The sequence below is a fragment of the Ferruginibacter sp. SUN106 genome (assembly GCF_050611765.1).
In the GTDB taxonomy this organism is placed as follows: Bacteria; Bacteroidota; Bacteroidia; order Chitinophagales; family Chitinophagaceae; genus Ferruginibacter.
Map to the genome: position 1 here is coordinate 219,282 of NZ_JBODJC010000005.1, position 14,356 is coordinate 233,637.

The window sequence follows — 14,356 nt, forward strand, 5'->3', positions numbered from 1 at the left end:
ATTTGGCTATGCAAAGAAAACATTTTTTAAAACTGGCTATGTTAACCAATATGGGCCTCGTTTTAAAACCCCGGAATATTGTAGCAACAAGTCTTTTAAAAAATGCAATGGTTGGGGCCGAGGCTAATGTTTTGTATTACAAAAAAGGAAGCACTGAATATGAAACTTTGCGTAAAGGATTTAATAAAAGAATTGATAAATATCCTGCGATAATTGCATTGTGCAAAAACACACAAGGTGTTTCGGAAGCGATTCTGTATGCCAAACAAAATAATTTACCCGTTGCTGTAAAAAGCGGCGGCCATTGTATGGAAGGCTTTAGTTGTAACAATGGTGGCATGGTGATCAATCTTTCTTTATTAAATACTATTGAATGGGTGGATAAGGAAACCATAATAGTAGGGCCGGGGTGCACCTTATCTAATATTTATGATGTTATCTTGCCAAAAGGAAGGATAATCCCTGGCGGATCCTGTGCCGGCGTGGGTATTGGAGGTTTGGTGCTGGGAGGGGGCTACGGTTTATTAGGCAGAAAATTCGGGCTTACCTGCGATAGTTTACTCGAGGTAACGATGGTTGATGGGAATGGTGTGATCAGAAATTCTAAAGACGACAAGGAATTATTGTGGGCCTGTAAAGGTGGTGGCAACGGAAATTTTGGTGTGGTTACAGCATTGCGTTTTAAAACACATAAAGCCCCGGCAACATTGCAAAGCTTTCGGTTTAAAACTTATAAAGCAGATACAGCAAAAGCAAAATCGATATTACAAAAATGGTTTGAGCTTACTGCAACCTTACCGGTGGATTGTTTTTCGGCCTATGTGCTGAATGGTAAAACAGTGTATATTTTACTTACCAACGCCGGTAAACACACTGCCGAAGTACAAAATGTAATTACTGCACTTTCGGCTGTGTCGGGCAAAACAACTAAAACAAAACCACAGCAGCTTTCGCCGGCGTTAAAAGTTTTTTATGGCAGAAGAGAACCATTACATTTTAAGAATGCCTCTGCAGGGTTGTATAAAAACTTTGCTGAAATAGAAAGTTATATTGATAAAGCTATTGATACCGTTTTGGCCACACCCGGAATGATTTACCAGGTAAATACCCTGGGTGGCAATATTCAGAACAAAGAATTTGAAGCCGCTGCATCTTTTCCACACCGGGCCTTTCCGTATTTTTCAGAACTGCAAACCTATTGGGAGAATGAAAAACAAAGTATAAAGCTGCTGCAAAAATTCCAGGAAGTGCAGAATATTTTTACTACTAATGGTATACACACCCAATACAGAAATTACCCCGATATCAATTTTAAGAACTGGGATACTTTATACTATGGCAGCAACTATACAAAGCTGCAGCAATTAAAAAATAAATACGACCCGGGTAATATTATACGCCACGATCAAAGTATAAAGAATGGATAAAATTTCACTATATAAAACATTGAACAACTGATGTCTTTAAGTAATTGTTTACATTCGCAGTTCAACTATTTGTACATTCGGAATTAAAAGCTGCTGCTGTTGCAATTATCAATTATCATAGTAAACTACAACGTAAAATATTTTTTAGAGCAATGCCTTTGTTCTGTATTAAAAGCGTGTAAAAATATTGATGCAGAAATACTGGTGGTGGATAATAATTCCAACGATGGCAGCAAAGAGTTTTTATCACCCCAATTTCCATTGGTACATTTTACCTGGAATAGCGTGAATGTTGGTTTTGCAAAAGCCAATAACCAGGCACTGGCACAGGCGAAAGGAAACTATGTACTTTTTTTAAATCCAGACACAATTGTTCCGGAAGATTGCTTTGAAAATTGCATCAGTTTTTTTGAATCACACCCCGATGCAGGTGCATTAGGTATCCGGATGATTGATGGCACGGGAAAATTTTTAAAGGAAAGTAAAAGAGCTTTTCCATCTCCTCTGACATCGCTCTTTAAGCTTTCGGGCTTCACTAAATTATTTCCGCATTCTAAGATTTTTGCCCGGTATCATTTAGGGCACTTATCAGAAAATGAAAATCACGAAGTAGATGTATTGGCAGGAGCATATATGATGATACCTAAAAAAGTATTGGATGTAACCGCTGGTTTTGATGAAACTTTTTTTATGTATGGCGAAGATGTGGACCTCAGTTACCGCATACAAAAAACACCCGCAGATAATGGGGTTAATTATAAAAATTATTATTTCGCTGATAGCACCATCATTCATTTTAAAGGAGAAAGCACAAAAAAAGGAAGCCTGAATTATGTAAAGCTTTTTTACAGTGCTATGAGTTTGTTTGTAAAAAAACATTACAGCGGCAGCCGGGCAGGCGTATTTAATTTTTTAATACAAATCGGCATTTTCTTAAGGGCTATTCTTTCCCTTATCGGGAAATTTATTCAAAAGATTGGCTTGCCGGTACTGGATGCCGGTATTATTTTTATGAGTTTTTGGTGCATCAAATATTTGTGGAGTACATTCATTCGTAAGGAAGTGAATTATTCTCCCAATATGCTCATCATTGCATTTCCCGTTTTTACGGTCATCTTTTTAATGGCCTCTTATTATTCCGGCTTATACGATAAAGGGTTTAAGCAATCGCAGCTTAGCAGGTCAACAGGTATGGCAGCATTAGTATTGCTGAGTGGGTATGCACTACTACCGGAAAACATCCGGTTTTCCCGTGGTATACTGGTGTTTGGTATAGCCATGGCATTTATTATTATGAGCTTATTACGATGGCTCCTGCTGCAATGGGGTATATTAAGCAGAACAGAAGATACCTACCGGCAAACCATAGTGGTGGCAGGCGAAAAAGACTTTAACACAGTCACCGAATTAATGCATAAAGCCGGAATGCCGGAGAAAGTATTGGGCAGGGTAAATGACAGTTTAACCAGCAGCAGTAAAGCCCTCGGTAGTATTCATCAACTCAATCACCTTATTACAAGATATCCTGTAAAAGAAATAGTTTTTTGCGAAGACCTGCTGAGCTTTAAAGAAATTATTACCACTATCCAGCAATTGCCCGGAGGTGTACGTAACAAATTTCATGCATCGGGAAGCAGCAGTATTGTAGGCAGCGATAATAAAGATATAAGCGGAGAATACCTTAGTGTAAATGATAAGTATACTATCACTAATCCAATAAACAGAAGAAATAAAAATTTACTGGATGCGGCTGTTGCAATAATTTTTTTACTGAGCTTTCCGGTACACCTGGTGCTGCAAAAAAAACCACTTCGTTTTTTTAAAAATGTTTTTACGGTTTTGTTCATGCAAAAAACATGGATTGGCTATGCAGCAATTACAGATAAATTACCGCCAATAAAAAAGGGTATTCTTACATCAACTACTTTGCCTGCTTCACTGAATGATTTGCCTGTAGAAAGCTTGCTACTATCCGACGAATGGTATGCTACTTATTATTCTGCTGCTACTGATGTTAAGAAAATAATCAGGGGGTATAAATATTTAGGCTTTTAGATTTGCAGCCATCTCTTCAATTGCTTTTTTATAAGTTTCTTCGTATGGCAAAATATTGGTAAAGGAAAATTGCTCTGCATTTTGTAATGCATCCGCCAACACAAAATCTTTTTGTAAAACGCTGAAGAATATTTTTTTCTGCATTAAATATGCAGCCAGGTATTCCTGTTCGGTTTGCCCGGGTGTTGGAATAAGAATTGCTTTTTTACCCAGCTTAACTAAATCCATTATGGTAGTATAGCCGCTTCTGCAAATGATCCAATCCGCCTGCATTACTGCATTATTTAATTCGGTTGCTGTAAGATGATTGACTATTGTTATTGTATCGCCATTGTTTATAACCGGCTCATCACCGGGCAAACCCCTCACTACTAAAACTCTTCCTGAAATTTTTTTTAATTGATTTAATAGTGTTGTTTCTAAAATTGTTCTTTGTGGCTCGGGGCCGGAGAGTAATACCAGCAGATCGTATTTTTTTTCAACAGTAAATTTTTCAAATCTTGATAATGGCCCCAGGTATTGAACTGGTATTGAAGGAAATTTTTTTGGGTGTGATAAAGTGCCGGCAAGGTTATTATCGCCTGATGCATTATCCGGCACCCAGCAGGTATTGTATTTATTGATAAAAAAATAATGGATCTTTTGCGCCAGCCATGTTGTAAAACGATTACTGGTTTTTATTTGTAGCTGATGTGTAATATAAATGCCGGGAATAGTTGAATGATACAATCCTAAACGATTGTCGGAAATAACAATATCAATTTGGTATTCTTTAGCGATAGCTTTTAACCATTGGTGTTCTGAAAAAATGCTTTTCAATACACCAGGAAATTGCATCAAAAGCCGTACTGGCAGCCACCTGCCTGTAGTGCTGTAGCGGATTTTATAGCCTTTTAAATGCGTAAAAACCACATCCGGAAACTCCTTTTTCAATAAATTTTTTATAGCACCATCGGCAGCAATTATCACCTCAAAATTTTGCGCCAGTAAACTGTAAATTATTGGAATACAACGTGTGGCATGCCCCAGGCCCCAGTCCAGCGGAGCTAGCAGTATGCGCCTCTTATCTCCCTTTATGTTAATTTTTTCAAATTTCATTTTAAGAAAACAATAAATAATTGTGAAAATAGTTTAACTTTAGTAATCTAAGCTGATGAAAAAACTATTTAAAATCACAATACTATTGACATTGATTGTTAGCTTGGTAATTACAAGTTGCACTTCTTCCAAGAAAGGCCAGTGTGGTTGCCCGAGCAAAACAGGAATGGTTGGATATTGAGGCGTTGATGAAGGTAGTATGTAGAACCCCAATTTCACTTATGAACAACACAAACCGGGATTTACTGGTATTGTTCAACCAGGAGTTAATGACTCCGCAAGCGATTGAGCATGAAGTAGAACTTCTTCATGGCATATTGTATTCGGTTGAATGCCTCGACAACATTGTTACTGCACATGAAGTAATTGATGTGAACAAGTACAAAATTTTTAATACTCCCAAACAACTTCAGGCAATTATCAGGCAAAGAGAATTAAAGCCTTTTGTGTTTTTAAACTGTAAGAATTAAATTTCCACAGGTTTATTTAATACATGTTTGTAAATCATTCTTGATTTATAAGCCTGCTTTTGCGTTTATAAATCACACCGCCTTAATCAAACTTTCCTTCTTACTAGCTTTTTGTTTTTTTAAAAAAACTCCGCAATTTTATTTTCACGAAAAAATTATTAAGACAATTGGCTTAATGCTGCTCTTAATTTTTCCAGCATTTCATTGATCTCTTCAGTTTTACAGGTTCCAACACTTAAGCGATACCAGCTGCTGTCTTTACCTGCGCCAAATGCATAAAAAGGTACAATGGCAATTTTGGCTTCATCTAAAATGTATTGGGTAACGTCGCTTTGTGTGGCTAAAATTTTTCCTGTTGCAGTTTTTTTACCCACCAGGTTTATTTGTATGGTGAGATAAATAGCTGCTTGCGGTGCTACAGCATCAACTGCAAAGCCTTCTTTTTTTAATTGTATAAAACCGTTGTAGATACTCTGTAAACGTTCTTCAATAGCTGCTTTAAAGTTGCTGAAATAAGTATCGATATTTTCTGTTTGCGTTAAATAATTTGCTACAGCTTTTTGCTCAGCCATGGGAGCCCATGCGCCTACATGGCTGTTAATGGCTTTCATTTTATCAATTAAATTTTTTGGTCCCATACTCCAGCCTACCCTTACGCCGGTAGCAGCAAATGCTTTACTGATACCATCAATAAAAATAGTGTAAGCTTTCATTTTAGGGTTGATAGAAACCGGGTTGTAATGTTCAGTTTCTCCAAAAGTTAAGGTCCAGTATATCTGATCGTATAATAAGAACAATTGTTTTTCATTGGCACCACGTTGTTCATTTTCTGCAATTACGAGGTCGCAAATAGCTGACAGTTCTTTTTTTGTAAAAGTGGTACCGGTAGGATTTAACGGAGAACATAAAGCCAGCAAAGTAGCACCTTTTAAGTGAGGTTGAATTTGCTCTGCTGTAGGCATAAAATTATTTTCCAGCTTACTTTCAATCAATACATGTTCGCCTTCGGTAAAATGTACATAGTGATTATTATTCCAGCTGGGTACGGGGTAAATCACTTTATCGCCTTTATCAACAATAGCCCTGAATGCAGCGTAGATCAGTGGTCTGCCACCGGCTGCAATCATAATTTCGTTGGTAGCATAAGTAAGCCCTTCTCTTGCAGCAAGAAAATCAGCCACCGCTTCACGCAATTCCAGTATACCTTCTGCTGGTGGATAAGTAGTATGATGATTTTTATAAGCGTTTACAATTTCGTTTTCCAATGCCTGTGGTATAGGAAAAACTGCGGCATCAAAATCGCCTACGGTATAATTATAAATTTTATCACCTTGTTTTATTTTTTCTTTAATTGCGGCGCCCAGGCTTACAATTTCCGATCCTATTAAAGTTTCTGCCAGCTGGCTTAGTTTAGTTGCACTCATATCCTTTCAATTAGGCCACAAAAGTAAATTTTAAAGGTGGGTATAACAAAAAAGAGAACCGTTGCTAAACGGTTCTCTTTTTACAAGTTATTGTAAACAATTACTGTTTTACAAATTGCAATACCTGTTTTTCTGCACCGCTTTGCAAACGCAACCAGTAATTACCAGAAGGTAAGTTGCTTACAGGTATTTTTATTATTTGATTTAAAACAGAAAGGTTGTTGAGTTGCTGTACAATTTGCCCGGTACTATTTACAATTTGCACAATCATTTTATCATACACTTTATTTAACTGCAATTGCAACACATCTGTTGTTGGATTAGGAAATACCAGGATTTCTGTAGCCGTATTATTTTGCAGGTGCTGGATATTGCTATATACAATTTGCCCATTACTGCCTTTTATTTTTAAGCGGTAAAATTGATTTTTATTAAGAGCATCGTTATCAATAAAATTATACGACTGGATGCCGGCAATATTTCTTGCCATTACAGTTCCGATGACAGTAAAATTAAAACCATCCATACTTTTTTCTATATCAAAACAACAGGTACCGCTTTCTTTATCTGTAGTAAAATGTAATTGGGCTGTTTTTCCTTTTTGTAACCATTCAGCATTAAAAGAAATTAATTCAATAGGTAATGCGCCAAGGAGGTTGCCATCAATTATCGGCGATACATAACGCCATGGCCCGTAAACCTGGCCCGTGATGGCTGTGGAGAGATTGTATTTAACCCTTGCCCTTAGCTTGGTGAATTTACCACTGCCCGTAATTTTTGCAATACTGTTTTTAAGTTCGGTACCGGTTAAACCAAGATCAGTATAAGCAGCCTGTTGTGCGGTAAAGAAAGCACTGTTAGTAATAGGAACACCACTGAAAGCATTGTAATTAAGCCTGGTTTCCCAAACCAGTTTTCCTTTATTCCTGCCTAAAAAAGATTTTGCAAATAAGCCAGCTCCAAAATTGCCTATAGGAAAATTACTGCTGTTAATGGGCGTGGTAAGATCGGTATTGTAGAGACGAAGGTTATTACGTTTGTTGGCAATAAGATTGTTTCCATTGTGAACGTATGCCCGCCCACCAATTGGACTTGCCCAACTGCCATGATCGGCACCAACAATTACATCACTATAGCCATCACCATTAATATCGCCGGCACAGGCTATAGCACCACCAAAAAATTCGTGAGCTTCGGATGCGTCGTTAAGTATCATACCAGGAGTATTAGACAAACCTGTTGCGCTGCCGTAATATATATAAGCCCGGCCATCTTCCGGAAAGGTGGTGGTGTGCTGCGGTATGCCAATAATCACATCACTATATCCATCACCATTTACATCGCCTGCGGTTGAAACGCCATAACCCATACGGTCTAACGGATTGCCGCTGGTATTATCCAAAATAACATCCGGGGTAGCTGATAACCCGGTTACAGCATGCCCATAGTATACCCAACCCCGGCCCTTTTCACCATCCCAGGCAATTGAGGTAACTACTACATCTGCAAATCCATCACCATTTACATCCCCGGCACTTGCTACCCGGATTCCAAAGCCTGCTCCTGTTACATTTGCATCATCAAGCATTTGATTGTGTGTGGCAGATAATCCGGCAGCACTACCAAAATAAATAAATGCCACACCTTCATCTGCAAAAGTATCATCATACCCGCTTGCACCAACAACTACATCACTGTATCCATCACCATTTACATCGCCGGCAGAAGCAACATAATTTCCAAGATATGCATTTGCCTGGTCAGCATCGGAAAGTGTAACATTTGCTGCAACAGACAGACCTCCGGCACTTCCATAATGCACGTATGCACGGCCTTCGTTGGTATTTGCCGGACTGGGGTCATCATACAAGTAAGCTCCAATAATAACATCGCTGTATCCGTCACCGTTTACATCGCCTGCGCCGGAAACAGTAACACCAAACCTTGCACCAGGCTGGTTTGCATCATCAAGTGAAAGGTCAGCTATGGTTGATAAGCCTGCCGCATGACCATAATATACAAAGGCCCGGCCTTTTTCGCCATCATAAAAAATAGCTCCTACAATCACATCACTGTATCCATCACCGTTTATATCGCCGGCATTGGCCACTGAATATCCAAAAAATGAACCTGCCAGGTTAGCATCATCAAGCGTAACATCGGGTGTGGCCGATAAACCGGTGGCATGTCCATAGTATACCCAGGCTCTGCCTTCATCTGTGTTAAGCCCGTCGTCATATGCTGATGCTCCAATTATTACATCACTGTACCCATCGCCATTTACGTCACCTGCACCAGCAACTGCATCGCCAATACCAGCCTGGTTTTGGCTGTCGGGGCTGAGTGTACGGGTTTGTGCAGCAGACAAACCATTGGAACTGCCGTGGTAAACGAATGCCGCTCCTTCATCAGTTTCCCCATTATCGTAATTGAAAGCACCCACAATTACGTCGCTGTAACCATCACCATTTACATCGCCTGCACTTGCAACCGCAAGACCAAATAAAGAACCCGACTGGTTAGATTCTAAAGTAGCAGCAATTACATTACTAATACCGGTTGGCGAACCCTGGTACACAAATGCAGCACCTTCATCAGTTTGTCCGTTATCATAAAAATAAGCACCCACAATTATATCGCTGTATCCATCGCCATTTACATCACCTGCGCAGGCCACAGCTGCGCCAAAGCGTGATGCATTCTGGTTTGACTCTAACATAATTGCAGCGGTTGTACTAATTCCTGCTGCTGAACCATGATAAACAAATGCAACACCTTCATCAGTTTGCCCGTTATCATAAAAATAGGCACCGGCAATAACGTCGCTATACCCATCACCATTTACATCGCCGGCAGATGCAACAGAAACACCCATATTACCATCAGCCTGGTTTGATTCTACTACAGTTGCTGCGGTAGTATTTATTCCCGCTGCTGATCCAAGATAAATAAATGCAGCACCTTCGTTAGCCTGACCATTGCTATAATACCAGGCACCAACAATAACATCATTATACCCATCGCCGTTTACATCTCCGGCACCGGCTACAGAACGGCCAAAATTGGCACCAGCCTGGTTTGGTTCCATCATTGCAGCAGCTGTAGTATTGATACCAGTTGCAGAACCATGATACACAAATGCAGCACCTTCATCGGTTTGCCCGTTATCATAAAAATAAGCGCCAACAATAACATCACTATACCCATCGCCATTCACATCTCCGGCACCAGCTACAGAAACTCCCATGGTTGCATTTGCCTGGTTAGATTCCACCATTGCTACAGCTGTAGTATTGATACCCGTAGCCGATCCATGATAAATAAATGCAGCACCTTCATCAGTTTGTCCGTTATCATAAGATCCAGCTCCTACAATAACATCGCTATACCCATCCCCATTTACATCACCAGCGCCTGAAACAATACCAAAGTTGGCGCCGGCCTGGTTAGATTCCATCATTGCTGCCGCTACTGTACTTATACCCGTAGCTGAGCCATGATAAACAAATGCGGCACCTTCATCAATTTGTCCATTGTCAAATAAATGAGCCCCTACTATCATATCGCTATACCCATCGCCATTCACATCTCCTGCAGAAGCAACAGAAACACCCAGACCAGCATTCACCTGGTTAGATTCCACCATTGCCGCAGGTGTGGTAGAAAGCGGGTCTATCGTAACAGGATACACGGCATTTTTTGTATCTACATTAATGCTGATAGTATTTTCTTTTACTGCAAAAGAGGCGACCAGTGGAGTATGATTGGCATCCCACACTTTTAAATCGTTATAGGTTAACTTTTTGGCATAACCCTTTTCAGAAGCTTTTGCAAATTGAATTTCTGTATTGTTTGTTTTGTTGATGAACCAGCCTTTATTGGCCTGCATCCGTATAGATAATTTTTCAGGATTACCTGCTGGTTGCCTGTTGATAATAAAGTTTTGCCTTATCCCTTCTTTATTATTGATATACTCAGTAATAAAATCGTTGTTGTTATTGAATTGTATGCTTTGTCCGCTTTGGTTTATCTGCGGTTGTTGTGCCGGGGCAAATAACTGATCTGATCCTGCATAAATACCATTTAGGGTAAGGGTTAGTTTCCACTTATCGGCACTATCATTACGGGGAGTTACTGTAAACTGGTTACTGGTATAAAACGCTCTTAAATTTTGTTTACGATTGGGGGCAATATATTGTTGTACGTTTTTGTCAAAATTTATCCTGTATTCACTTTCCCCAATGTTTTTTAAAACGCCGGCATACCAGTCGCTTTGTTTTAATGCGCTGGTATCAACAGTGTTGCTTTTTTTACATTCAAAAGGATTTCCCGCAGGGGTATTTTTTAACGTAAAGACAAAATCGGACCTTGGTGAAACCTCCTTAAAACTATCCGAAAAAAAATGCTGTGGCAGAGGGAGTACTGCAATGGCAGCAGCTAAAAAAAATACTTTATGCATCCTAAATTGTTTTAGTATTCAGAAAAGAGGAAAAGTATTCTTTAGGGTTTTGGCAGCTAGGGTAAATATAATAAAAAATAAAGCAGCATCACAATGGACGCTGCTTTATTTGCAAACGAATAAATTATTTTTATTCTACCACTCTGTATTCTTTAAAAATTTTCAACGGTGTGGCTTCAGCTAATTTTTGATAGGCCACCCATTTGGTAGTGAAAAAAGTATTGGCTTTTTCAACAGCCTGTGTAATTAATGTTTCTGCAATTTCTGCCTGGTTAAATTCCTGGGCATCGGGTATTTTATTTTTACTGGTTACAGCACCTCTTGCGGTTTGCAGTTTTTCGTTTACAGTTAGTTGGTAGGGAGAACCATAACCCTGCTTTTCCTGCGGCTTGCCAAAAATAAAATTACGGATACTCTTTATAGAATCTGCCATGGCTTTGCCGGTTTTTATTAAACTATCCACTTCTTTGCCTTCTACGTTTTTAAACTGGGCTTCAATTTTGGCAATGGTTTCTTCTGCTTCTGTTAAACGATCGGTTACATCGGTTAACCTGGTGGTACTTTTATCCAGGCGTTTTAGTAACAACATTTTTGCATCGTATACCTGTTTATCATTGGGTACATTAGGATCTGCATTTACCACCAGCATAGTAGAATCACTTGTTGCACCCATCGTCATTACTAATTTATAAGTACCGGGATAAACACTCATCGAAAAATTAACAGGTTCGGGCAAATCGCTTTTAGGTTTTGCTGAGCCCGGTTGACGAATGCCCCTGGTTTCGTAATTCCAATAGTTTCTGTTAAAGCCTGTATCTACTTTCATTCTTATTGTTCTTATTAATTCATTAGCACCGGTATAAATTTTTACTGTGGCAGAATCAATTTTTATCTTCTTTGATGAATCAGCTTTCGCCGGTGTTTTTACAAAAAAAGAATAAGCAGCACCACGGTTCCTGTTTTGCCCTTCATACAAACCCCAGGTACTCCACTCATAACCTGGTGCCGATTTATAATTAGCTTGGTAAGATGCAGGTGCTTCAAACACGGTAAGAGTTTTTATAAATGCAGCACCAGTATTGGCAGCCACTTTTCTTAAAGCCCTGATATCATCAATAATATATAATGCCCTGCCAAAAGTAGCAATACAAAGATCCGCTTCTCTTTCCTGTATGGCCAGGTCGTAAGTAGAAACAGAAGGATACCCGTTTTTCCATTGCTGAAAACTGGCGCCATTATCAAAACTTATCCAAAGGCCCTGTTCTGTACCAGCAAAAATTAAATTGGGTTCTGTTGGATCCTGGATCATACACAATGCATAACCTTTCACTTTGTTTTCGTCAAGCATTCTTTCCCATGTTTGCCCAAAGTTTTTGGTGCGGAAAATATAAGGCTTAAAATCTCCCCTGCGGTAATCATTGCACACTACAAATGCCTCGCCTGCATTATAGCGGCTGGCCCTTATCTGCGGTACCCACGCACCTACAGGCATACCCGGAATTTTACCTCTGAAATTGGTCCAGGTTTTACCGCCATCTTTCGACAATTGCACATTGCCATCATCGGTGCCTATCCATATTATTTTATTGTCTTTAGCAGAGGGTTCAATACAAAGAATAGTATTATAATTTTCTGCGCCGGTAATATCTACAGAAAGGCCGCCATTATTTTCCTGGTTTTGCTGCACTTTATTATCAGTAGTAAGATCAGGTGAAATAATTTCCCATGTTAAACCTTTGTTGCTGCTTTTGTGTAAAAACTGGCTACCGAAATAAATGGTTTTTGAATCAATGGGGTCTTGTGCAAAAGCAGCATTCCAGTTAAAGCGTAAATAAGTTTTTGCATCGGGTGTAGGCGGCTTCAGGTACATATCTTCACCGGTTACCACATTGGTTTTTTGTAATTCACCTTCCTGGCTCATAGCATATACCCAATCGTTATTGTCAGGATCGGGTGATGCATCAAAACCATCGCCGCCACCAACATTATTCCAGTAAAAATTTCTGATACCGCTATTGGTCCAGGTGTAGGCGGGCCCACGCCAGCTGCCATTATCCTGCATACCACCCATTACGTTATAAGGAATTTTATTGTCGGTATTAATATGATAAAATTGCCCTACAGGGATCTGTTCGCTGAAGATCCAGTTCTTTCCCTTATCCCTGCTGATGCCAATACCACCGTCATTACCATCAATAATAAAATTAGGATCGTTGGGATTTATCCAGAAAGCATGATGATCGGGATGAATGCCGGCATAGGGAATAACCGTCCGGAAACTTTTACCACCATCTTCACTTACCGTAATGGTTTGAGTGATATTGTATAAACGATTTTCATTTTTTGGATCCACACGAATATCCTGGAAATAAAAAGCCCTGTTGGTAACATCGCTTTTATTGCTGTTTACCAGCTCCCATTTAAAACCACCATCATCAGTTTTATACAAACCGTTTTTAGTAGCTTCCACCATGGCATAAATGCGTTTGGGTTCGCTGTTGCAAATGGTTAAACCAATGCGGCCATAATTACCTTCGGGCAGTCCTTCTTCTTTACCCAATTTTTTCCAGTTTTTACCGGCATCATAAGTAATGTATAAACCACTACCTGCGCCGCCACTGGTAAAGCTATAAGGTGTACGGCGGTGTTGCCACATGGCAGCAATTAATTTATTGGGGTTGGATGGGTCAATAATTAAATCGGCACAACCACTGCTGTCATTGGTGTGTAAAATTAAATTCCAGGTATCACCGCCATCAGTAGTTTTATAAACGCCACGTTCAGGATGCTCCGCATAAGGATTGCCAATGGCCGCAACGTAAATGGTATTGGGATTAACAGGATCAATAATAATACGGTGAATGTTTTTGGTTTTTTCCAGGCCCATTGCTTTCCAGTTTTTACCACCATCTAAACTTTTGAAAATGCCACCACCGATATTGATAGAGTTACGGGGATTACCTTCGCCGGTACCCACCCACAATATAGAAGGGTTAGATTGTTGTACAGCAACAGCACCAATATTTAAAATGGGTTGTTCATCAAAAATGGGTTCCCATTTAGCCCCGCTGTTTTCTGTTTTCCAAACACCGCCACTTGCAGTACCCAGGTAAATGATATTAGGATTACTGTATAAAGCATCTATCGAAGTTACACGGCCGCTCATACCTGCGGGCCCGATACTACGGGCTTTCATGTTCTTAAACTGATCGGGGTTTACTTTTTGTGCTACAGCTGTGGTAGTTAATAACAAAGGCAATATCAGGCCGTACAGCACGTTAGATTTATTCATGAATTGTAGTTTAGGTACATGAAGGTGCAAAAAAAACGCAGCTAATACAAAATAATTATACAGGCGGAAATTCTATGTAATTTTTGTGATGCGGCATCTATTAATTGCTTATTTTCATAATACTATAATTC

At 39.5% G+C, this 14,356-nt stretch carries 7 protein-coding genes; 3 read left to right on the top strand and 4 right to left on the bottom strand.

Features of this window, described 5'->3' with window-relative positions; genetic code table 11:
* The first annotated feature begins 8 nt into the window (after positions 1-8).
* Both ACQ334_RS20460 and ACQ334_RS20465 read left to right on the top strand, forming a co-directional pair.
* Positions 9-1,427: an FAD-dependent oxidoreductase gene (locus ACQ334_RS20460; protein WP_430990129.1), complete on the top strand. Its 1,419-nt coding sequence runs from the start codon at positions 9-11 to the stop codon at positions 1,425-1,427.
* A gap of 99 nt (positions 1,428-1,526) precedes the next feature.
* Positions 1,527-3,482 carry a glycosyltransferase family 2 protein gene (locus tag ACQ334_RS20465; protein WP_430990130.1) on the top strand — a complete coding sequence of 652 codons (1,956 nt, stop codon included), beginning with the start codon at positions 1,527-1,529 and terminating at the stop codon, positions 3,480-3,482.
* Here ACQ334_RS20465 and ACQ334_RS20470 read toward each other — a convergent pair.
* Positions 3,471-4,580: a glycosyltransferase gene (locus ACQ334_RS20470; protein WP_430990131.1), complete on the bottom strand. Its 1,110-nt coding sequence runs from the start codon at positions 4,578-4,580 to the stop codon at positions 3,471-3,473. The two genes, ACQ334_RS20465 and ACQ334_RS20470, sit on opposite strands and share 12 nt — an antisense overlap.
* Before the next feature lie 221 nt (positions 4,581-4,801).
* Here ACQ334_RS20470 and ACQ334_RS20475 point away from each other — a divergent pair, with 221 nt between their 5' ends.
* Complete coding sequence (locus ACQ334_RS20475) at positions 4,802-5,050, top strand: hypothetical protein (RefSeq protein ID WP_430990132.1); 249 nt, start codon at positions 4,802-4,804, stop codon at positions 5,048-5,050.
* A 158-nt stretch (positions 5,051-5,208) separates the two neighbouring features.
* On the opposite strand, the gene ACQ334_RS20480 is transcribed toward ACQ334_RS20475, so the two are convergent.
* From ACQ334_RS20480 to ACQ334_RS20490, 3 genes are all read right to left on the bottom strand, one after another.
* Complete coding sequence (locus ACQ334_RS20480; RefSeq protein ID WP_430990133.1) at positions 5,209-6,474, bottom strand: pyridoxal phosphate-dependent aminotransferase; 1,266 nt, start codon at positions 6,472-6,474, stop codon at positions 5,209-5,211.
* Between the two features lie 100 nt (positions 6,475-6,574).
* Complete coding sequence (locus ACQ334_RS20485) at positions 6,575-10,933, bottom strand: FG-GAP-like repeat-containing protein (protein WP_430990134.1); 4,359 nt, start codon at positions 10,931-10,933, stop codon at positions 6,575-6,577.
* Between the two features lie 130 nt (positions 10,934-11,063).
* Positions 11,064-14,225, bottom strand: a complete 3,162-nt coding sequence (locus tag ACQ334_RS20490) for a WD40/YVTN/BNR-like repeat-containing protein (RefSeq protein WP_430990135.1) — start codon at positions 14,223-14,225, stop codon at positions 11,064-11,066.
* Between the last annotated feature and the right edge of the window lie 131 nt (positions 14,226-14,356).